This window comes from Flavobacterium sp. GW823-FHT04A11 (assembly GCF_058796535.1).
Genome location: NZ_CM179503.1, coordinates 2,918,712 through 2,943,310, shown reverse-complemented (window position 1 = coordinate 2,943,310; position 24,599 = coordinate 2,918,712). Strand labels below are relative to the sequence as shown.

Annotated in this window: 14 protein-coding genes; 10 read left to right on the top strand and 4 right to left on the bottom strand. The window is 32.9% G+C overall.

The genetic code is table 11. The annotated features are described in order from the left end of the window. Positions 1-9: 9 nt before the first annotated feature. The 7 genes from AC3QL1_RS12635 (at position 10) to AC3QL1_RS12605 (ending at position 16,567) form a co-directional block, all read left to right on the top strand. Entirely contained in the window at positions 10-4,860 is a 4,851-nt protein-coding gene (locus AC3QL1_RS12635) for a T9SS type A sorting domain-containing protein (protein WP_492491815.1), read from the top strand. Between the two features lie 91 nt (positions 4,861-4,951). Then, a complete protein-coding gene (locus AC3QL1_RS12630; protein WP_492491814.1) occupies positions 4,952-7,420 on the top strand; it encodes a TonB-dependent receptor in 2,469 nt (822 codons plus the stop codon). 54 nt (positions 7,421-7,474) lie between these two features. Next, the gene (locus tag AC3QL1_RS12625) at positions 7,475-13,960 is read left to right on the top strand and encodes a fibronectin type III domain-containing protein (RefSeq protein ID WP_492491813.1); all 6,486 of its coding nucleotides are present in this window, start codon (positions 7,475-7,477) and stop codon (positions 13,958-13,960) included. Positions 13,961-13,962: 2 nt separating this feature from the next. Beyond that, entirely contained in the window at positions 13,963-14,658 is a 696-nt protein-coding gene (locus AC3QL1_RS12620; RefSeq protein WP_492491811.1) for a hypothetical protein, read from the top strand. Beyond that, positions 14,659-15,402, top strand: a complete 744-nt coding sequence (locus tag AC3QL1_RS12615) for a nucleic acid/nucleotide deaminase domain-containing protein (RefSeq protein WP_492491809.1) — start codon at positions 14,659-14,661, stop codon at positions 15,400-15,402. It abuts the gene before it with no gap. A gap of 6 nt (positions 15,403-15,408) precedes the next feature. After that, complete coding sequence (locus AC3QL1_RS12610) at positions 15,409-15,909, top strand: hypothetical protein (RefSeq protein ID WP_492491807.1); 501 nt, start codon at positions 15,409-15,411, stop codon at positions 15,907-15,909. Positions 15,910-16,375: 466 nt separating this feature from the next. Then, a complete protein-coding gene (locus AC3QL1_RS12605) occupies positions 16,376-16,567 on the top strand; it encodes a hypothetical protein (protein WP_492491805.1) in 192 nt (63 codons plus the stop codon). A gap of 71 nt (positions 16,568-16,638) precedes the next feature. Here AC3QL1_RS12605 and AC3QL1_RS12600 read toward each other — a convergent pair whose 3' ends face one another. From AC3QL1_RS12600 to AC3QL1_RS12590, 3 genes are all read right to left on the bottom strand, one after another. After that, positions 16,639-17,553 (bottom strand): LamG domain-containing protein, encoded by a 915-nt coding sequence (locus AC3QL1_RS12600; RefSeq protein ID WP_492491803.1) that lies wholly within the window; start codon positions 17,551-17,553, stop codon positions 16,639-16,641. 332 nt (positions 17,554-17,885) lie between these two features. Next, positions 17,886-18,926 (bottom strand): cysteate synthase, encoded by a 1,041-nt coding sequence (gene capA, locus AC3QL1_RS12595; RefSeq protein WP_492491801.1) that lies wholly within the window; start codon positions 18,924-18,926, stop codon positions 17,886-17,888. 70 nt (positions 18,927-18,996) lie between these two features. After that, positions 18,997-21,132, bottom strand: coding sequence for a S9 family peptidase (locus AC3QL1_RS12590; RefSeq protein WP_492491799.1), 2,136 nt, complete (start codon positions 21,130-21,132; stop codon positions 18,997-18,999). A gap of 69 nt (positions 21,133-21,201) precedes the next feature. Between AC3QL1_RS12590 and AC3QL1_RS12585 the strand changes: the two genes are divergently transcribed. Further along, positions 21,202-21,522: a YbaB/EbfC family nucleoid-associated protein gene (locus AC3QL1_RS12585; protein ID WP_492491798.1), complete on the top strand. Its 321-nt coding sequence runs from the start codon at positions 21,202-21,204 to the stop codon at positions 21,520-21,522. Between the two features lie 127 nt (positions 21,523-21,649). Here the strand turns inward: AC3QL1_RS12585 and AC3QL1_RS12580 are convergent, their stop codons facing one another. Beyond that, positions 21,650-22,669, bottom strand: coding sequence for a threonine aldolase family protein (locus AC3QL1_RS12580; protein ID WP_492491796.1), 1,020 nt, complete (start codon positions 22,667-22,669; stop codon positions 21,650-21,652). A gap of 149 nt (positions 22,670-22,818) precedes the next feature. On the opposite strand from AC3QL1_RS12580, the gene prfB reads away from it, so the two are divergent. Together prfB and msrB are read left to right on the top strand one after the other, a co-directional pair. Next, positions 22,819-23,917 (top strand): peptide chain release factor 2 gene (gene prfB / locus AC3QL1_RS12575; protein WP_302095445.1). Its coding sequence is split into 2 segments (ribosomal slippage): positions 22,819-22,881 and positions 22,883-23,917, totalling 1,098 coding nucleotides; the frame shifts between segments, so codons are not numbered across the junction. A gap of 106 nt (positions 23,918-24,023) precedes the next feature. Beyond that, positions 24,024-24,470, top strand: coding sequence for a peptide-methionine (R)-S-oxide reductase MsrB (gene msrB, locus AC3QL1_RS12570; protein WP_492491794.1), 447 nt, complete (start codon positions 24,024-24,026; stop codon positions 24,468-24,470). The last annotated feature ends 129 nt before the right edge of the window (positions 24,471-24,599 follow it).

The window sequence follows — 24,599 nt, the reverse complement described above, 5'->3', positions numbered from 1 at the left end:
AACATAATTATGAAAAAATATTACTTATTGTTATTGTTCTTTGTGAGTCTATTTGGTTATTCTCAACAAGTTGATATTAATGGAGCAAAGTCAGTTAAAATAATAAATCCACCAGTATTAAATCCTATTACAGGTACTGTTTCAAATGTAACAGGAGTAGGATTATCTGATGGAATTATTTCCCTGAATACTATTTCAGGAGGAACTCCAGGATATACGATCAGCTGGTCTAATCTTACTAATCCGCCACAACCTGTAAATGTAAATGCTGTTAGTGCAGGGACATACAGGGTTAGAGTAACGGACTCTAAAGGCTGTTATTTAGAAAAAGACTTTACTGTATATCAACCCGATTTAATTGAAGTTGCTATTAATCAACCAACCCAAATTTCTTGTTTTGGAGGGAATGGTAGTTTATCGGCTCAGGCTAAAGGTGGTTATCCTTATGGTGGATCAGCAAATTACACCTACACTTGGTATAAATGTGATAATATAAATGGTGATAATCCAACACCTGTTAGTGGCTTAGGATCGCAATTACCCCTTGTAAAAGCAGGTTATTACATGGTAAATGCAATAGACAACCAAAATGGTACTATTGCAAAAGACGTAAAAGAACTAACACAAAATCCTCAAATAAAAGTTGCTGAGGTCGTTACACCAATTAGCTGTAAAGGAGGTTCAACAGGATCCATTAAATTAATACCTTCAGGAGGGACACCAGGTACAACATATTCGATAGTATGGAATGATAATGCTGCAATAAAATCTTTTGAGCGCACAGGATTAACTGCAGGAACTTATAAATATACAATAACTGATGATTTGGTAGTTGGGTGCTCAACTGCGACAATATCAGTTACTGTAATTGAGCCTGACCTTGATTTAGATGTAACATATACCTCTAAACAACCAACACTAACAAACAATAATGGTGAAATCAAATTAAATGCAACAGGCGGAATTCTGGATGGTGGAGCTAGTACATACACTTATCAGTGGTCAAAAGATGGTGATCCTACATTCTTATCTTCAAATGTGAGTCAAAGAACAGATTTAGGAAACGGTACTTATAATATCGATGTAAAGTCATCTTCAGGCTGTCCTTTTCCTACCATAAAAGTAAAATTAGAAGCTTTAGATCTTGAGTTTGTACAAAAGACTAACGTTAAATGTTTTGGTGCTGCTACTGGTTCATTAACTGTAAAAGGAGTTGGTGGTACTGTGACATCAAATTATAATTACACGTGGTTTAAAAATGGATCAGAAATTCAAGGACAAACAAATTCTGCTATAAATGGAATAACAGCTGGAACTTATCGTGTCGAAGTGCGTGATGATTATGACATGGTAGAAGCTACTTACATAATTATTGAACCAGGAGCGGTTTTATCTGTATCAAATATATTGCAGCAAAATGTATCTTGTAAAAACGGAAATGACGGTAAAATTTCGGTTTCAGTTTCAGGAGGAACTATTGGAGCCGGTTATCAATTTTTATGGAGCAACGGAAGTACACAGCAAAATCTAACTAATTTAACTGCAGGAACATATTCACTTACAGTTACTGATGCTAATGGCTGTCAGGCTTTTTTAAATAATATTATAATTACAGAGCCTTCAATAATAAACATTCCACCAGCAACAATTACACACGTAGCGATTTTTGGTGAAAGTACCGGCCAGATTATTCTAGGAAATGTAACTGGTGGAAATGGCGGTTATATTTACAATTGGTCATCAATTACTTATCCATCTTTTACAAGTAATACAAAAGATATTACCGGAATAAAAGCTGGTTCTTATACATTATTAGTAACTGATAATAAATCATGTACAGCAACGCAGACTTTTATTATTAATCAAAATCCTTTATTAGAAACTTCCTTAACAGAATCAATATCCATTCTTTGTAATGGAGATTTTAATGGTAAAATTATCTCTACAGTACAAGGTGGTGTACCAAATTATACCTATGAATGGTACAAGAACAATGTAAAAATTACAGGTGCCAATCAAAATTTTATGGATGGCTTGGGATTTGGTAAATACAAAGTTGTCGTTAAAGACAATGTTGGTGCTACGAAAGAATCGGCTGAATTAGATTTAATTCAACCTGATAAATTAATTGTTTCGCTTGCCAATAAAGTTGATGTTTTATGTTATGGAAATCAAACCGGTACAATCGATATTAAGGTAACCGGAGGAACATTGCCTTATACATTTGCATGGAAAAAAGATGCTCAACAAACCGTATATGCTACAACTGAAGATTTAATAAACAATTTAACTTCAGGAACATATAGTGTTGTAATTAAAGACAAAAACAATTGCGAAACAACACTTTCAAATATCCTCATAGCACAACCTACTGCCCCATTAGCAATTACTGATATCGAAGTTAAAAACTTAAGTGGTTTTGAAACTAAAAACGGTAGTATTGAAGTTTCGATATCGGGCGGAACCGTTAATTATACATATGCATGGAGAGTAAAGGGTTCTCCAGCCATTATTGGAAATACAAAATTATTAGATCAATTAGCCATTGGTACTTATGAATTGACCGTTACCGATAGTAATAATTGTACTATTGTTAAAGAGTATTCTTTAATTCAGCCTGACAAGCTCTTAATTACAGGAATTACAGAAACCGAGTCAATAAAATGTTTTGGATATAAACAAGGTGTTTTAAAAGCAACAATTACCGGTGGAGCACCAATTGGAGTTCCGGATGCCGATAAAAATTATATTTACAGATGGTACAATGAACTTGATCCTGCTATAACGGTATCAGCAACAAACTCTTCAGAAGCATTAATCGCCGGAAACTATTTCTTAGAAGTTTCTGACGGATTTGGAAATAGTTACACTTCAAATAAAGTAACGATAAGCGAACCTACTCCGGTAAAAATCAATTTTACGCAAACTAATGTTTCGTGTAAAAATGGTCATGACGGACGAATTGAAGTTACAACAACCGGAGGTACAGGATTACATACCATTTCATGGAGTGTACCTTCAGGAGCAAATCCGAATGTGATCGATAATTTATTTGCAGGAAGTTATTCCGTAACCGTGAGAGATGAAAATAACTGTTCAGCTACCCAAAGTTTTATCATAACAGAACCTGAAATTTTAGCTATTAAAAGTGTCGTTAAAACTCCGCCATCAGCTGTAGGTGTAGACGATGCAAGTATTGCAGTAACGGTTCAGGGAGGAACTCCAAATTATAATTTTAATTGGCTTGACCAAAACAAAAATGTAATTTTTACGGATAATAATCAAAGTTCAAATACGAGTATTTATAATATTTATGCTGGTCAATATTTTATCAGTATAACAGATGCAAAAGGCTGTACCATTATAGAAAGAGATTTGGATAAAGTTGATCCATTGTTTATAGAAGTGGTTCAGATCAATACTGTAAAATGTTATGGTGAAGCTACAGCAAGTATTAAAGCACTTACTTCTGGCGGACTTCCTGGTTACTATTATAAATGGTATAATGTAAACGATCCTGCAATTGTTGTGGGAACAGACGAAACTTTATTAAATGCAAAAGCAGGAACATATTACGTTATTGCAACAGATTCTTTTAATAAATCTATTAAAAGTGAAAACATAACAATCAATGAACCAACTGCCTTAAACAATTCACTTTCGTCAGAATATGTTCGTTGTGGTGATGGAAACGACTGGACGATAACCTCTGCAGTTTCCGGAGGTACTGCACCGTATACGTATTTATGGAATACGGGTGAGAAAACACCAAATTTAACCGCAGTTATTCCCGGTAATTATTCTTTAGTTATAACAGATAAAAATGGATGTACTATTACTAAATCTATAAATATTGTAGCTCCAGCTCATTTAGATGCCTCAGAAAATATAAAAATACCTACTTGTTATGCAGGTTCAGATGCTACGATTACTGTAACAACAATTGCAGGAATCGCTCCTTATACTTATTTATGGAATACAGGAGAAACATCAAATATTTTAAGCAATGCTAAGGCCGGAACTTATTCTGTTGAAATCACAGATTCTAAAGGCTGTATTATTTCACGAACATATACAATTGCAAATCCACCAAAAGATGTTATCGATCTTGGCAAAGATGTTACTTTGTGTTTTGATCAGACTTTAACGATCAACGCAACAATCAATGATGATAAAGCAACTTATTCCTGGACATCTGATAAAGGTTTTAAAAGCAGCAATGCTATGATTACTGTTTCAGAACCTGCAGTTTATACCGTTGTTGTTACCAATAAATTAGGTTGTGAAGCAACAGATTCTATTCAAATATCTAGTCAAAACACTGCTATTAGTGCTGAATTTGCTGTTTCATCGCAGGCTTTTCTAAATGAAAAAATTATTGTTGTAGATATTAGTAATCCTATTCCGGATGATGTAGAATGGATATTACCAGCAAGTGCGACTATAGTTTCTAAAGACAAAGATTATGCAGAAATAAGCTTTAATTCAATTGGTGAACATGATATTACCTTGATTACTAAAAAAGGAAATTGTGTCGCAACGCAAACCAAAACTGTAATTGTTACCGAAGGAGAATATGAAGATCCAGATGAAACAGATTTACAGAAGAAATTTGATCTGACAATATTTCCAAATCCATCAGATGGCCATTTTACCGTTGACGTAACATTAGACAAAGTGATGCCGGCTCACATCAAAATTTACAATTTAAGTAACAATCAGGTAATAGATTCCAAATACGAAGAAGGCAAAGATAAATACTCTTTTAATTTTAGTTTAAACGGTCTTCCTTCCGGAATTTATTTTGTGTTATTTGAGTCTCAGCAAGGCAATAAATTAAGAAAAATAATCATCAAATAATTTGTGTTTTTTCAGAGTAGATGTCCATTAAATAATGAAAATCAATCAGTATAAATTAAAACTGCTGACTGGGTTTTCCACAATAAAAAAGATGATTTTAAAAAGATTTAAATTTAATATTATATTACTTTTTATAAGTGCACTAAGTTTTGCTCAAAACTTTAATGTTCAGGAAGTAGCAAAAGCTAAATTGATAAACGTATCCGGAGGTGCATCGGCAAATAGTATATTCTATTCAGGAAATGCCGCCAGAGAACCATTTAGCTATTTCCTTAACGGAAATATTAATTTTAACATAGCCGGATTATATAATATTCCATTATCGTTTTCATACACCAATCAAAAATTTGGATATGAAAAGCCTGTGCTTATGAATCGTTTAAGTATTCATCCTTCCTATAAATGGATTACGGCTCATATTGGAGATGTTAGTATGACTTTTTCTCCTTATACATTAAGCGGACATCAATTTTCCGGTTTTGGAATTGATCTTACTCCACAAGGAAAATTTAAAGTTAGCGCGATGTATGGCCGTTTATTAAAAAACAGTGAATACAATACTGCTTATCCGGATATTTTACCAACATACAAAAGGTTTGGTTACGGATTTAAAACAAATTATGCTTTAGATAATGTCACTTTTGGTCTTATATTTTTTAAGGCAAAAGACGAAATAAACTCCATTTCAAATCCCGTACCGGTCGAATTAGGCGTTTCTCCAAAGGAAAACGCAGCGGTAAGTTTTGAAACCAATTTTAAACTTTTTCAGAAATTACAGGTTTTTACAGAGTTTGCAAACAGCAGTATTACAGAAGATACCAGAACAATTGAAGGTACAAAAGCAAAAGGTGTTGCAGCTTTATTTTTAAGTCCAAACAATACTACTGCGAGTTATAATGCTTTTAAAGGTCAATTGGTTTATCCTGCCGGAAAAGGGACTTTAGGATTGGGTTACGAACGAATTGATCCTAATTACAGAACATTGGGTGGTTATTATTTCAATAACGATTTAGAAAATATTACCGTAAATGCAACACAAAATTTATATAAAGACAAAGTTTCTGTTGCTGTCAATTTAGGACTTCAAAAAGATAATTTAGACAAGCAAAAAGAAAGCCAGATGAAACGTTTGGTTTCTGCCTTGACAATTGATTATCGTGCTACTGAAAAACTGAATTTTAATTTAAATTATTCCAATTTCCAATCCTACACAAACAGTAGAAATCAGTTTGATTACATTAATCAGGTTTCTGATTTTGATTACCTGGATACCTTAAATTTTAGACAGGTAAATCAAAATGCTTCCCTTGCCATAAATTATTTGTTAAGAAGTGACAAACGTATCAAAAAGTCAATAAATGCAAATTTTTCCATGCAGGATGCAGTAAATCAACAACAAGGAAAAACAATAGCCGGCGGTGCAAGCACTTATTATAATTCCGGTCTTTCTTATAGTATTGGATATCCCGAAAAAGATTTAAATATTAATGCTTCTATAAATAATACTTACGGTAAAACAGACGCTGGCAAAAGTTTTATTATTGGTCCAACAATTGGCGCAACAAAATTGTTTTTTGATAAGAAATTCACAACCTCAGCCTCAACAAGCTATAACACAAGTTATAACAACGGAGACAAGCAAAATGATATTATCAATTTGAGAGTGAATGGTTCTTATATTTATCTGCAGAAACATAATTTCAATATGGGAATTATTTCATTGTTCAGCAATTCCTCAACTGGTTCTTCAACCCGAAAAAATAATGATTTAACGGGTACTTTAACTTATGCTTATTCTTTCGATAAGATAAAACTACGACCTAAAAGAGAGCCAAGAACTGAAGGAGATTTAAATTTAAAATCAGATCCAACTCTGAAAATAAATTTCGGTGGAAAAATATTTGAAGGCACGCGTGATGAAATTACGACTCAGTTAAAAGACATGCAAACGGCTTTACATCCTTTACCGACTGAAGAAAATAACAATCTGGAGCATTTGCTAACATTAGCAACGTTAACTCCCGACGAAAAGCAATTTAAAGATAAAGTATTGGATTATTTAGAGGCTTATAATACTGAAGCTGAAACTTTAAGCAAATACAATGATTATTTATCTCAAGCTTCTCAAAAACTTGAAAAAGAAATTTCTATCAAAGATGAAAGTCTTGAAAATGCTTATGTAATTGCTATTGGAAGAGTAAACAGTCATCCTTTAAATGGTAAAACCGAAGCAGAAATAACAGATAAAACCGCTTATAAATCGTATTTGAGACTAGTTGAAAGAGGTGATAATAGTCGCGATCAATTGATGCACCACAGATGGATGATGAAGGAGATTTCGGCTTTAGCCAAGATACCTGCTGCCGAAATTCAGCAAAATCAATATGCAGCTGAATTTAGTAAACAGGAAATTGAAGCAGTTTTTAAATTAATAAAAGACAAAAAAACATCGACAGAAATTGTAGATGCCATCGAATTAAAAATGATTCCGTTTTATCATGATTTAGCAGTAAAAAATGCTACGACAGATGAACTTGATTTAAAACATATTCAAAAATAAGCCCTGAAAAAACTAAAGTCGAAAGACCTAAACAAGATATAATACCAAAAAATAATGGATAAACCTCAATTACCTAAAATGCTTAAAAAACTACACCTACTTGTATTTTTTGTATGTGCTCTTATAGGATTTAACAGTAATGCACAAACATTTCCTGTTACCATAAGCACACAGGTTTTACAGCCCTCTCCTATTTATCTGAGTAATTATGCCGATGCAACGACCATAAATAGTCCGATAAAATTGCAGCTGGTTTTAAATGATTTGACAATATCGAACCGACAAGTACGGTTGAAAATATACTTTCAGGGAAATTCGATTTCATTCTCCAGCAATGATTTTGTTGTAGGCGCGCGACCATTATATCTTGAAGGAGGTTTTCCGCTACAATTAACTAATGTTGATTTAGCTCCTTATTTTGAATATCAGAATATATTGGGAGTTAATCCAAACCAATATGCACAACCTTTACCAGAAGGCGTTTATAATATTTCTGTAGAAGTATATGATTTTGCTACCAATAAAAAATTGTCTAAAAAAACGGCTGTAACTGCTATTATTTTTCAAAATGAACCACCATTTCTGAATCTTCCTTTGAATGGTTCTTCTATAATGCAGCAAAATATTCAGAATATAGTTTTTAGCTGGACGCCAAGAAGCATTAATGTCAGCAATGTAGAATATGAGTTTTCATTGGTCGAAATTTGGGATAATTATACTCCGGTTCAAAATGCATTTGCCTATTCTCCTCCACTATATACAACAACAACCAGAAATACGACTTTACAATACGGAATTACCGAACCACAGCTTATACCCGGAAAAAAATATGCCTGGCGAATAAAAGCCAAAGCCATTTTAGGAGCCGAAGAAATTGGTGTCTTTAAAAATAACGGTTACAGCGAAATTTTCTCCTTTACTTACGAAGTATTTTGTACCGCGCCATTGTCTATAGCTACAAGCGGCGTAAGTCAGGATCAGGCAAAAGTAACCTGGAGTGGCAGCATTGATAATTATGATTACCAGGTTAATTATCGCGAAAAAAATGCCGGATCAGAGTGGTATAAACTGGGTACACCAAGAGAAACGATTACGATTAGTAATTTAAAACCGAATGCTACTTACGAATATACTGTTGGCTCTTCTTGTGATATTGGAAAATATACCCACAGTACAATTCACGAATTTACGACACTTGCACAAGATGAAATTGCTTTTGCAGGTTGTGGTATAAAACCAGACCCGAAAGATTTAGCCAATAAAAATCCGTTACCTAGTCTTTTTCCTAATGATGTTGTAACAGCGGGTGATTTTCCTATCGTAGTATTACATGCTTCCGGAAGCAATGGAAATTTTACAGGAGATGGTTACGTAACCCTTCCTTTCTTAGAAAAATTCAGAAAACTTATTGACGCTGCCGATGCTCTTGGCGGTGAAAAAATTGATATTGGTAAATTCTCCCGCATCAGAATTACGTTCAATAATATTGGCGTAAATACTGATTTTAAATTGATTTCCGGGGAGATTGTGGCTAGTTATGATCCTACATGGAGCGGTGTAGGAGATTTAGATGGTGTTATAAACGATGCATTTGGAGATGCAGGAAATGTTGTCAATCATCAATATGATTTATCTATAGATACTGTTGTAAAAAATCCAGATGGAAGTATAACTGTAACAAGTACTACAGGAGTAGTTTCTGTTATAGAAAAAACAGTAAATGATATTATCATTACAGATAAAGACGGAAAACAATTTGCGGTTCCTGCGAATGCTGAAGCCGGTAAAATTGAAAAAACCGGGCAATTGGCTCCAGGCGGAATTCCGACTTCTAAAAACACAAACGGAATGGGATCTGGAGGTGATGTGACCGAGATTTCTTCTGCAGATGTAAATGTAATTTTCTCTAAAGGAAACGGAACTTACGCTTTTGATAGCGCGCCAACAGCCGAAAATGGTACTCTAAATAAAACGTATCAAACTATTCCTCAAAAAAGCGGTGGTACTTACAAAGTAAATTACAAAGCTATTTCAGACAGTCCAAAATCGACTGATGTTGTAGTGGCAACTGTTGATTTCAAAAACGGAAAAACAAAAAAAGATCTTGTCTTTAAAACGCAAAATGGTACTGCTATAGATAGTACTCAGATTGTATGGAAAGATAATGTTGCTACACTTACACTGAAAAAAACTTTAGACTTTGCTAAAGAAACAATCATTGCAACAGTAAAACCCGCAGCTCCAAAAGATCCTAAAGAAGCGTCTGGGAAATATGATATAGCTGGTACAATGGATTTGTGGCATTTAACGAATAAAAAAGTTAATGTAACCTTGGTAAGTGTGAATGGTGCTAAAATACCAAGCGATGCTCAAAACCAGTTAAACGCAATTTATCAGACTGCAGGAATAACTTTTGAAGTTAATACTAAAAATGTAACATTATCTAATACTTGGGGAGATAATATTGACACCAGTGATAGCGATTTACTAAATACCTATACTGCCGAACAACAGCAGATAACCGCAAACTTAAAAACACAATTAGGTACAGATTATAAAAAAGAAACCTATTATGTAATTTATACTGGCGCTCCATCAAGCAAATCAAACATATTAGGCTTTATGCCATTAAAGCGTCAATATGGCTTTATTTTCAACCAAACAAATACTGTTCGCACATTAGCGCACGAATTAGGTCACGGTGTTTTTGGCTTGCAACATCCTTTTACAGAATATAGCACCGCTACAACAACTGATCTTTTAATGGATTACGGAACAGGCATTGAATTAAGCCATAACGACTGGCAGGTTCTTCATGCGCCAGGATTGCAGTTATATCCGTTTATTCAGGGGGATAGTGATGGGGAAAATCGTGATGCTAATGAACTTGACTTGTTAGGGAATATATTTAAGGTAACTGAAAACGAAGAAGCCAGTGGAAATAAATTAGTTGGAAAAGTTTCTCAAAATACACCTTATCTGATAACCGGATTTAATATCTATCAAATAGATACTAAAAAACTTTTGGCGTCTTTTAATGGTAAAGTAGTTGATAATGAAGTCATTTATGAACTATCATATAAAGATCCTGATTATACTCGTGTTAATAATATAGGCGATAAAATGCCTTACCCGGTTAGTATAAGCAGCAGCGGTAAAGCAGTCATTAAAATTTCTAATGATAAATGTACTTATAGTTATAAAGATATTCTTAACTGGACAAAACCTAAAAATTCCACCACGGATATTGTAATTGAGGAGATTAAAAAATTCTTAGCAAAAGACAATACTTTTATCACATTACCATTATATGCACCTGACCCTACTTGTAGTGTTATAAATTCTATAGCAGATTTAATTAGCAATGATAAAAATAAATGTCAGCCTGATATTGTTGCTGCAGATAAAAAAAAGTTAAAAACTTTATTTGATAAAAAAACATTCACAAATACTGAATTAGTTAACTTAATAGTTAAAGAACATGTTTGTATTGCTGCATTAAGAGAAGCTGGCTGGGATAATTTAAAGAAAGCGTTTACACAATTAAGTTTATCAACTGAAATAAAAAATGATCAGGAAATTGCTATTCTTAGAGTTATGGTAGCAATAGATTCTGGAAATCTGACTAATTTCTATGATTTAATTTCTCTAAACAATCACGAGATAATTATCAATCTAAACAAACACTTAAATGACCATTCTATAAATCCTTACGATACTAAAAATTATACTTCTTTTTATCAGGGTTTAATGGCAATGTTCTCTGTGAATAGCACTAACCTTGAAACGCTAATTCCAGCAGATAAAACGGAAGCATACAAATTTCTCAAAAATTTGGTACCAGAAGCTGTTACAGGATTTGATGAAAGTTATTATTATGAATATATAACAAATCATACCGTAAGTGATAAATTTAAAATGATTCCTGTTTTCTGGAGAAACATATCATATACCAAAAGAATGGCTCTTATACAAGATGCAATGAGCAAAAATTCAGCTTTTGATAAATCTGAAGAAATACTTTTAAATCTTTTCATTCACGAAAAAGCTGTTCAGACAATTACGGCAGAATTAGACAACAATAGTTATAAGTTATTATGGGACATCTATGGAGTTCTAGATGGAAAAGAGAGAAAATATTTCGTTCAGGATATTCTTTACAAAACATTAGAATACAAAAAGATTGATAATAATTATGCTAATAATTTAGCTTTAGAAGTTAGAAATAAATATAATACAATTCCGCCTTTAACAGAAATAAGAAAAGAACCTTATTTTATGTTTTATGATAAAGGAATATTTAATGTTGTTTCAAATGATGGAGCCGTATTAGAATACAATTTAATTGTTACTAAGTCTTTGACTGACTATAACAAAATTCTGTTCAATTGTAGTTATCAGGTTATAAATTCAAAAGATCCAAAAAATCCTGTACATCATCTTTTTACACTTTATCCTTATGAGTATGTAGTTCTGGAAATTCCGAAAGATTTTAAAGTTGATGGCAGAGATTTCAAAAAAGGGTTATTTGCTGTTCCCGCAATTTATGCCTACTGGATTGCAAATGCAGTAGAAGATCATAACGATGCAATAGTATTTAGATTAATAGCAGACGGTGTTGCTATAGCTTTAGCACCTTTTACAAGCGGCGGATCGTTGCTTGCTTTAGAACTAACAATGGTTTCAGCAGATATATTAATAACCGTTACAAACTATAATAATCCAGATGCAATAAGCCCTAAATACAATGCTTATTGGGATGCTATCTATGGAATATATAATTTACCAAAAGCGGTTGCAGGATTATCAAGTTTAGGAAGAGGAATTTTTCAATTCACCGTAAAAGAAGCGGGACACATTCAAGCTGTAAAAATAATACGCAATAATATAAAGAATTTTGTAAGTGATTTTGAAACGTTAAATGAAACGGAAAGACTAGCTCATTTAAATGCAATTGATAATTTATTAGAAACCTTATCTACAGGGATAAAAGGGGGAACTCTTAGTCCGGATGAAATCAGAGTTTCGAAAAAAATGTATGATTTGATTGTTGAAGCAAGAATAAAATGCCAAAACATCGACAAGAGCCTTTCTTCAGTTATTGATATTAGTGTAGATAATTCTGCTTTATTCCTAAATAATGGCATTACAGCAAGTACAAAAATTGCAGATGTTAGTATCTCTCAAAATATTGTTAATTTAAGTAATATCACCTCTTGGCAACCGGTTGAAATATTGGCAAAAGATGTAACACTAATCAGTACTTTTAATAAAATTTCATATGTAGATAAAGCTGGATTAACGGTTAATGGAACAATAGAAATAGTAAAAGATCTAAACAAAGGAACAATTTATGTAACTCCAAAATTACTAGGATCTGCAACGTTAGCTTCACGATTAGAGTCTCCATCATTACTAACATTAAAAAATGAAGTAAATGTATTAGGAGATTTAAAACCTAAATTTTTAGAAGATTTTGCCAATGCTAGTGATGATGTTTTAAGGGAACTGGATGATATTGTAAGATTTGAAGATGATTATACGGCTTTTAAAACATTATGGAAAAATTCAAAAGTTCAGGATGTTAAAAATTATTCGACTGACATAGCTAAATTTAAAGAATGGTGGTATCCAAATAAAGCAAAAGTTAATAACGAATTTTTCGTTAATCAAAAAGCTTATGAAAAATCATTCAATTCAAATTATTTAAAAGAATTACATCTTGAAAAAATATCAAGTAATGTTAGGGGTGAATATTGGAATGATTACAAACAAAGTAAATGGGATAAGCTTGAGTCTCTGGCAAAAGAATATAAAATAAATTTTGATTCTGAAAGTAATGCATTATGGCCGCCTGCAAACGGTGGATATGGTCCATTAGCCAAAAGAATTCCAAATGAAAATGAAGTATTTGACAGATATGGAGGATCATTTGGAGATCTTGCAGACGGAACTCCAAATTTAGGAGGAACCTACACGAGTCCAATGCTTAAAGGAAAACCATACGATTTTGACAGTAGGGCTTTAAACATGGAAAGATACCAATATGATTTCTACTATAAAATAACAATAAAAGATCCTTCTAAATTTGAAATTGAAACTAACCTGGCAATTCCTTGGTTTGGTAAAGTTGGTAAAGCAGAACAGACTCGTTTTATTATTAAAGATCTAGATCCTGTGAGTGGGCGCCCAAAAACATGGTCACAATTAGCTAAAGAAGGCACTGTAGAAATAGAGGTATTAGAATCTCCAAGTGGAAAATATGCTGCTTGGGTTGGAAAAGGAAGGACAATATCTAAAGCTGTAACAGGCAGTGCAAATGCTTTGAGTGAATTAAAAGGCTTAGGTTTTACAGATGAGGTTGCAAGCAAAATTATTACCAAAAATAAATCATTAAATTTGTCAGAAGCAGAAGTAAAAACATTAATGCAAGATTTAAAAAACAATTCTACTTTAATGAAAACAATAAGTCAAAATCCTGAAAATGGTATTGACGCCTGGAAGATATTTACGGATAATAAAAAAGCCTTCTGCGAGTAAATATGATACAAATAAAGCAAATTGAATATTTAAGTTTATTTAAAACTATAAATAAAAGAGTTGAGTTAAGGTATATGGGATGGGAAGAGCCAAATAGAGGACATGAGCTTGTATATTACTCGGTGTTGATTGATGGCGTTGATAAAACTGAAGAACTATTTTCAACAAAAACAATTCAATGTGTGGTTAATGAAAAAATTGAAATAGAGCATCCAACTAAAAATTTTGCTTTTATTCCGTGTATCGATTTTCTCTTAATCAATATTTTAGATTATACAAAAAAAAGTTTAAAAGTATATTTTAGAGAGAATGGAAATACAACTGTAGATAATCTTATAGGAAGTTTTTTCTATCCTGAGAAACATTTATTGATTAATAAAAGAAGTTTGGTTTTAACAGATCTGTTAACTCTGGAAAACAAAAAAATAAAATTTGAAAGTAACATTGATATTGAATGGGCTTATTTAATTAATTCAACCCAAATTCAAATTATTCAGGCATTTTCTAATTTATGTTTTGTATATGATTTAATAGAAGAAAAAATCATAGAGAAGAAAAGTATTGTCGATGAACTACTTTATCCAAATATTTTCAGGTGGATTTATAGAGGTCAGGATTATAATACGAATCAAGTAGAAATGGAACTACTTCAAAAAACAGATAACCAATTTACAAGTACTTATTTTAAAATAAATTAAATGAAACTTATAATAAAACAAATCTTTTTTTATTTAATCCTATTAGGATGCTTAAATTTAAGTGCCCAAATTACTGAATGTCCTGTCTTTACATTTGCAAATGACTTAACTGCTTCTACTTCTGAATTCAAAACTCTTATCAAGGAGCCCAACAATTTTAAAGCATGGCATATTCTAAATAAGGAATCTCCTAGTCTGAGAACTAACATTGAAGAGATAAAATTAGTTTCAAAAAGTTTAGATGAAATTGCAAATGCAGGTGGATACTTAAAATGGAAGGCTACCACTATAAATACATTTAAAAATGTCACCCAATTACCTTTAGATACTGATGACTTAGGAAAAATGGCAATGAATTACAGAAAAACTAATAATCTATGGCATGATGGAAATATAGCTGTCTTTGAATATCTGGATAACAATGGGAATTTAAAAACTCTAGTTCAGTCGACTATTGATGGCAATGGAAGACATTCAGAAAGATTAGCAATTGAAGCTTTAGAAAAACAAAGTATTTCGCCTAAAAATATCAAAAAGATATATTCAGAGCTAGAACTTTGTGAATTAGAAAGTGGTGGTCTGGGCGAAGGAGGCTGTAAGAAAATGGTTTTGGATAAAGTTGGACCAAATGTAGAAATAAGTTATAGTTATCCTTATCCTGGAAAAGGAAGCGATGCTGTCGCAAAAGCAATAAGACAATCATCTATCGAACAAAGGTCGGTTGATTTTAATAAATTTAAATAAATTCAGATGATATTTGAAAATAAAATAATAGAATATTTTAGTTCTAATTTGATAAAGAGAGCGGTTGATTTTAATTTAAGCCAGGAATTGACAAATGAAGATAATTTAATTATTTCCAATATTGGACTTCCAAATGATATTTTAGAGTTTCAATTTGTAAATGACATTTCTTTATTATCGAAATCAGAAATTATCATTGGAAAAACATCTTATAATAGTGATATAATTCTCAATTTAGAATCAAGAAAAATTACGAGAGATAATAATCTTTTTCTTTCAAAATCTCTTAAGAATTTAGTTCTACAACTTTATATTTACGATACTTTATGGAAAATCGATATTCCTAAAAGAAAGTTTGGTAACTATAGAGAAAATTATAATCATAAAAAATACGCTAAATTTTTAGAAATGGAATTGTTACAGATAGATCGGGATTTACTAAAAAATGATACTGGATATTTCTGGGGATCACTGATAGAAGATATAGAATTTGGTATAGTAGGATAGTTAAACTATGTACTCTTTATCATTAACATAATTAATATACAAATATACTGTTTAGCATAACTGTAGTATATAGAATATTTTTATAAAGGTTGGAAGAAATAACATTCATTTTGCATTTTATATTTGATAGTTAATTTCAAAGTCTCAAAATAAATCAAATAAACTATTATATTTGCGCAAATCAGAAAGTAAACTAATTTTAAAAAATAAATGTCATGCAAACATCAAAATACACAAGATTTGCCGTAATTATTCTGGTAATATTGTTTGTAGTTTTAAGCGTTATAAGCTAAAAACAATTACATAATGTTAATCAAAAAAGCCTTCTGAAATTAAATTCAGAAGGCTTTTTTACTTTTAAAACTAATACGTTTTGACTGTCTATATACACTCTAAATAGACATTCGGATTTCAGGAAAAATATATAACCTCCTATATTTGTAATTCCAAAATAAAAAAATATTTTATGAAAACATCAAAATACACAAAATTTGCCGTAATTATCATGGTAGTTTTGTTTGTAGTTCTTAGCGTTATAAGCTGTAGTACACATGTACATAGCAGTGGTCCGAAAAAACTACCGCCGGGTCAAGCGAAAAAAATGTCTGGAAGTCAAAGTGCAAAGAATTACGCACCCGGACAACAGAAAAAACACTAATAAAAAAACGCCTTTTGAACAATTCAAAAGGCGTTTTGTTTTTTTTTACAAAAAGACAATTAAGTATCTCGTTACTTTTTTGGATTATTGGTTACTTTCAATAAATAAGTTCCTTCCGGTAAATCAGCAATATTTGAGGCATTTGCTCCCACTACTTTTGTTCCTTGCGAGAAAACCTCAACAATTTTAGAAGCATTTTTTGTATCTGTTGTTGAAACGGCAGCAGCAGATGCTAATTTTATCGGAGCTGTAGTTTTCGTTTCAACAGGAGCGCTTTTTTGTACTGTTTTTGAAGCTGTAGCACTTTGAGATGCCACGACTGCATTTGTTGGTTTTGAGCTGTTATATGACTCCATAACCTGTTCGTCTGTCATTGCAACAGAATATATTTTAACATCGTCTATATCTGCATTAATTCCGACTGTTGTATTAAGTTCTCCCAGTCTTAAAATATATCCTTTGGTTAATCGTGAAATTCCTTCTACAGATTTTAATAATTCTCCATTGCGATATATTTTTGAGGCATTCCCATCATACGTAATACTATAATGATACCACACTTCTTTTGCCAGCGGAACAGAAACTACAACATCATTTGCAGCTCCCCAGCCAGTCAGACTTAACTCAGCATTTCCACCTGCAGAAGCTTGCTGTACTAATCCGAAATATTGGGCATTTGCTCCTCCTCCATAACCTAAAATATAATTTGGTGCTGTAATGGCATTAAATTTTACCCAAACCGATAATGATCTTGGTTTATTCCCCTGCGGAAGATCACCTACTACCACTTCATAACCTTTATTTGTTAATCTGAGGGCACTTTTAGCGGCTCCCATTCTGTCATTTACAAAAACAGGAGTTCCTAGAAACGAAATGGTATTATCGGTACTTTTCAAAGTTCCGTCGAACTTGAATTCCTGAATAGGATTTTGCGCATTACTATTTAAAAAACTTACAAACATTAATGTTAGTAATAATTTCTTCATATGGGTAGATGTTAGGGGTTTGAACGGTAAATAAACTATATCATAATTATCTAACTAAATTCAATTGGAACGTACTAAATAACTTTATAAATAATAAAAATTGATGATTTTCAACTCTTAATTAAATTACTTTATAGTTTTACAAATTTTGTTAAAACTATAAATTTAATTCAACATTACCAAACACTTGTTAGATATAACTACATTATTCTCATTTAACCGAAAAATTTTAACACTTTATCATATTAATATAAGAGATTTGTAAAACGTTTCTTAAAAAAAAACTCCATTCGCTGTACGAATGGAGTTATATATTTTGAGTAATTATTTACTTACTTTACAAATTCAATTTTTTGAACTTCTTCTTCATTAATGCTGTCAAAAAATCCTTGTTCGTTCATCCAGTCATCGCTAAATACTTTACTCATGTAACGAGAACCGTGATCTGGAAAAATAGCAATAATATTACTGTCTTTTGTAAACTCTCCTTCTTCTGCATATTGTTTGATTGCCTGCATTACTGCTCCGGATGTGTATCCAACAAACAAACCTTCTTTTCTCGTGATTTCTCTGGCAGAGTGAGCACTTTCCTCATCAGTCACTTTCATGAATTTGTCGATGATATCAAAATCTGTTGCAGATGGAATCAGGTTTTTTCCCAAACCTTCAATACGATAAGGGTAAATTTCCTTTTTATCGAATTCTTTTGTTTCGTGGTATTTTTTCAATACTGAACCAAAAGCATCTACTCCTAAAATTCTAATGTTTGGATTTTGCTCTTTTAAGAATTTCGCAGTTCCTGAGATTGTTCCTCCGGTTCCGCTGCAAGCAACAAGATGGGTAATTTGTCCTTTTGTCTGTTCCCAAATTTCAGGACCTGTAGAGTTATAGTGGGCATCAATATTTAATTGGTTAAAATACTGATTGATGTAAACTGAACCTTTTGTTTCTTCATGCAAACGTTTTGCAACGTTATAATATGATCTTTCATCATCTGCAGAAACGTGTGCGGGACAAACATACACCTTAGCTCCTAAACTTCTTAGCATGTCAATCTTATCTTTCGATGATTTTGAGCTTACTGCCAATATACAATTATAACCTTTTATAATGCTTACCATTGCTAAACTAAAACCTGTATTACCAGATGTTGTCTCGATTATGGTATCTCCTGGAGAAAGTATTCCTCTTTTCTCGGCTTCTTCAATAATATATAATGCGATTCTATCTTTTGAGGAATGACCCGGATTAAAAGCTTCTACCTTTGCGTAGAAATTTCCTTCTAGCTCTTCGGTGATTTTATTTAGCTTAATAAGTGGGGTGTTACCTATTAACTCTAAAACATTATTATAAGCATTTATTTCTTCTTTCATAAAAAAATAGTTAATCAAAGGTAATTTTTAATGACCTTGATAGGTTGCAAATTTAACAAAAAATTTCTAATTAGCTTTTAATTTTTTCTAAATCTAATAAAAAACTAAATTCTTTTGCTAAGTCTTTTAAAGCTTCAAATCGGCCTGAAGCACCGCCATGTCCAGCATCCATGTTGGTATCTAAGAACAAAAGATTATTATCTGTTTTTAAATTTCTCAACTTGGCTACCCATTTTGCTGGTTCCCAGTATTGAACTTGCGAATCGTGAAGTCCTGTAGAAACGTACATATTAGGATATTGCTGTGATTTTACGTTATCGTATGGTGAGTACGAAAGCATATAATCGTAATATTTTTTATTATTCGGGTTTCCCCACTCGTCATATTCTCCCGTTGTTAGCGGAATACTGTCGTCGAGCATTGTTGTTATAACATCTACAAAAGGCACCTGGGCAATTACGCCTTTATATAATTCCGGGGCTTCATTTACGATTACTCCCATCAAAAGTCCTCCTGCAGATCCTCCTTCTGCATACAAATGTTCAGCAGAAGTATATTTCTCGTTTATTACAAATTTAGAGCAATCGATGAAATCTGTAAAGGTATTTTTCTTTTTTAACAGTTTTCCATCTTCATACCATTGTCTTCCCAAATCTTCTCCTCCTCTAATATGAGCGATGGCGTAAACAAATCCGCGGTCTAACAGAGAAAGTCGTGTCGAAGAAAAATACGTATCCATAGTTATCCCATAAGAACCATAGGCATAAAGCAATAAGGGATTTTTGCCGTTTTTCTGTAATCCTTTTCGGTAAATCATCGAAATTGGAACCTTAATTCCGTCTCTGGCTGTTGCCCAAACTCTTTCTTCGATGTAATTATTTTTATCAAATTTTCCTCCTAAAACCTGTTGCTCTTTTAAGATTTCTTTGGTTTTAGTTTTCATATTAAAATCAATTACAGACGATGGCGTTGCAAGCGATTGATAACTGTAACGCAAAATGTCGGTATCAAAATCAATATTGGTTGTGGTATACGCATTATACGTTTCACTTCCAAAAGGCAAATAATAATCAGGATCGTCATTCCACGGCATGATACGAATATGATTCAATCCGTTTGAGCGTTCTTCAACCACTAAATAATTTTTGAAGATTTCAATATCTTCCAGCAAAACATCTTCGCGATGCGGAATAAGATCTTTCCAGAATTTCTTTTCCGTTTTGTTTTCAGGCGTTTTCATCAACTTAAAGTTGGTTGCCTTATCTTTATTGGTTAAGATATAAAAGGAATCTTCATAATGCGAAATACTATATTCTAAACCACGAACACGGGTTTGAAATACCTTAAATTCGCCATCAGGATTGTCTGAATTCAAAATTCTGTATTCAGTCGTTAAAGTACTTCCTGAACCAATTACAATATATTTTCTTGATTTTTCTTTGCTTATCGAAACATTAAAAGTATCATCGGTTTCATTAAAAACCAAAACATCTTTATCAGAAGTCGTATTTAACTTATGTCTGAAAACTTTATCAGAACGTAAAGTCACTTCATCTTGTCTGACATAAAAAATAGTATTGTTGTCATTTGCCCAAACAGAACCGCCTGTAGCATTTTCAATTTTATCCGGCAGAATTTCTCCGGTTTCTAAGTTTTTAATCTGAATGGTATAAATTCTTCTACCCACAATATCAACTCCAAAAGTCGCAAATTTGTTATCCGGACTAATACTTAACCCGCCTAATTTAAAATAAGCATGATCTTTTGCTAATTCATTGCAATTGAACATGATTTCTTCATCCGCCGAAAGGCTTCCTTTTTTTCTGGAGAAAATGGGATAATTCTGCCCGGTTTCAAAACGTGTAATATAGTAGTAACCATTATAAAAATAAGGAACAGACGAATCATCTTCTTTAATTCTGCCTTTCATTTCTTCGTATAAAGATTCCTGAAGGCCTTTTGTATGCGAAGTCATACTTTGGTAGTATGCGTTTTCCTGATTTAAGTAATCAATAACTTCTGGATTTTCTCTGTCATTCAACCAAAAATAATTATCGATTCGGGATTCTTTATGCTTTTTTAGTGTTTTGGGAATTACTTTGGCCTGTGGAGCCGATATGTCGTTTTGCATTGGTTGGGCATTAATTTTTATATAAGACGAGGCAAAAATACTATAAACACAATAGAACAGAATTAATTTTTTCATAAAATATTCTATTTGATATAATACAGCAATATACTAAATTTGTATGAAATAATTTAAAAATCAACAAAAATGGATTTAATGGGAATGATGGGTAAACTTAAAGAAACCCAACAAAAAATTGAAGATACAAAAAAGCGTCTGGATACTGTTTTAATTGATGAGCAAAGTGCTGACGGATTATTAAAAGTATCATTAACGGCTAACAGAAAAGTAAAATCTATCTCGATCGACGATTCTTTACTGGAAGATAAAGAACAACTGGAAGATTACTTAATCGTAACCCTAAATAAAGCAATCGAAAAAGCAACAAGCGTCAATGAACAAGAACTTGATGCTGTGGCAAAAATGGATATGCCAATGATTCCAGGAATGGATAATTTGTTTAAATAATTTTTTAAAGGTACTAAGGTTCAAAGGTTTTTGATTTTGTAAACTTAAAATAAAAAAGACGCACAAATTGTGCGTCTTTTTTATTAACCTTTGTCCCTCTGAACCTTTGCCCCTTTGAACCTTTCTCCTAAAACTTCTGAAGCGTTTCAATAACATACGTGTGCATTACTTCTCTATAATCCAGATGTGTTACAATTCTAAGTTTATTATGTCCCATGGAACTTATGGAGATGTTTTTTTGTTTTAATTTTTCCATTAAAAGTTTATCGCTATAACCTTCTGCAAGAGAAAAAATCAAAATATTCGTTTCTACGGGTTCTATTTCTGCAATCCATGGTTTTGTGCTTAAAACAGCTGCAATTTCTTTGGCTCTGCGGTGATCTTCTGCTAATCTTTCGATATTATTTGCCAATGCATATAATCCGGCTGCTGCCAAATAACCAACCTGACGCATTCCCCCACCAAATATCTTTCTGATTCTCAACGCTCTGTGAATATCTGCCTTACTTCCTAACAATACAGAACCAATTGGCGCTCCTAATCCTTTCGACAAACAAACCGAAATTGTGTCGAAAATAGCTCCAAATTCTTTCGGATTTTGTCTTTTTGCAACCAATGCATTCCAAATTCTGGCTCCGTCTAAATGGAACTTCAAATTATTAGCGTCGCAAACTTTTTTTATTTCTCTTAAATCTTCTAATTCATAACAAGCTCCACCGCCTTTATTAGTGGTATTTTCTACACAAACCAAACTCGTTAACGGACTATGATAAAATTCAGGATCATTGATTGCTGCTGCAACCTGAGCCGCCGTAATCATACCACGATGTCCGTCTAATAAACAGCAGGAAACACCGCTGTTAAAAGAAACCCCTCCTCCTTCATAATGATAAACATGCGCATATTTATCGGCAATTAATTGTTCACCTGGTTGTGTGTGTAATTTAATTGCAGTTTGATTTGCCATAGTTCCTGACGGAAAAAAAAGTCCTGCTTCCATACCAAAAAACTCAGCCACTCTGGTCTCTAATTCGATAACTGTAGGATCTTGCTTGTATACATCGTCGCCAACCTGAGCGTTAAACATATACTGCAACATTTCGTATGTTGGTTTAGTAATGGTATCGCTAATTAAATTTATTTCCATGTTCTAAAAACTATATCTATTTTTGTATAACAAAATTACGTATTCCTTAGAGTTATTCTTGGCAAGTTTTAGTAAATTTTAACTTGTGAATATCCCAGAACCAAATTAACGTAATATTTATAAAAAACATATAAAACTAATATTAATTTATGACAACTACCGAACAAATAAAAGGTATTGTGGAGCGCCTTGGTGCGTTGAGGAGGTATCTTTGACGTCGATGCCAAACTAATCGAAATCGCTAACGAAGAAGAAAAAACCTTCGCACCCAACTTTTGGAACAATGCAAAAGAAGCCGAAGTCATTGTAAAAAACCTTCGAAACAAGAAAAAATGGATCGAAGATTATAACAAAGCCATCGAACTTACGGATGAACTGCAGCTTGCTTATGATTTTTATAAAGAAGGGGAACTTTCCGCAGAAGAATTAGACGAGCATTACAAAACAACGCAGGATCATATCGAAAACATCGAATTCAAAAACATGCTTTCTGATGAAGGCGACAGTTTAAGCGCCGTTGTTCAGATTACTGCCGGAGCCGGTGGAACTGAAAGTTGCGACTGGGCCGGAATGCTGATGCGTATGTACATGATGTGGGGTGAAAGTTATGGTTATAAAATAAAAGAACTTAACTTTCAGGAAGGCGAGGTTGCCGGTATTAAAACCGTAACTTTAGAATTTGAAGGAGATTATTCTTTTGGATATTTAAAAGGAGAAAACGGCGTACATCGTCTTGTTCGAATCTCTCCTTTTGACAGCAATGCCAAACGACACACTTCATTCGTATCTGTTTATGTTTATCCGCTTGTTGACGATAGTATCGAAATTGACATTAATCCTGCCGATATCGAAATTACAACTTCACGCTCAAGTGGTGCCGGTGGACAAAACGTAAATAAGGTGGAGACGAAAGTACAATTGGTCCACAAACCAACCGGAATCCAGATTCAGTGTTCTGAAACGAGATCTCAACAAGATAACAGACAGCGTGCCATGCAAATGTTACGTTCTCAATTGTATGAAATCGAGTTGAAGAAACAACAAGCGCAACGTGCTGATATCGAAGCCGGAAAAATGAAAATCGAATGGGGTTCGCAAATACGTAATTACGTCATGCAGCCTTACAAATTAGTAAAAGACGTTCGTACCGGTTATGAAACCAGCGATGTCGATGGCGTTATGAACGGAAATATCGATCCGTTCCTAAAAGCTTTCTTAATGATGATGGGACAAAAAGAGGAAGAATAATTTTTTTAGTTTTCAGTTTTCAGTCGCAGTTTTCAGTTAGAATCTGTAACTGAATACTGAGACTGAGACTGAAAAAACTGAGACTAAAAACTAAATAAAAAAAGCTATGATTAAATGGGCAGATATAATTCGTTATTCAAATAATGGAAATCCAACTCTGGAAAAAAGAGTGGAGAAAACCGAAGAAGAATGGAAACAGCTTTTAAGTGCTGAAGAATATCAGGTTACGCGTTTAAAAGGTACCGAAAGATCATTCAGCTCTGAGCTTTGCAGCTTATTTGATCCGGGAATTTACGAATGTAAATGCTGTGGAACCGTACTTTTTGATGCAAGCGAAAAATTTGAATCAGGAACCGGTTGGCCTTCTTTTACACAGCCAATCAAGGAAAATGCAATTGCATATCATGCTGACAAATCATACGGAATGATTCGTGTTGAGGTCGTTTGCAATACTTGTGATGCGCATTTAGGACACGTTTTTCCTGACGGACCTGAACCAAGTGGTTTACGTTATTGCATTAATGCCGTTTCTCTTTCTAAAATAAAAGAGTAAATAAACTTTGCTCAACTTTTAAAGCGACTCTCTTTTATTAAAAAGTGAGTCGCTTTTTTAATTCTATTAATTTCTTAAATAGCTAAATGATAAGCTTTAAGGATAAAAAAATATTTATTTCCTACTTCA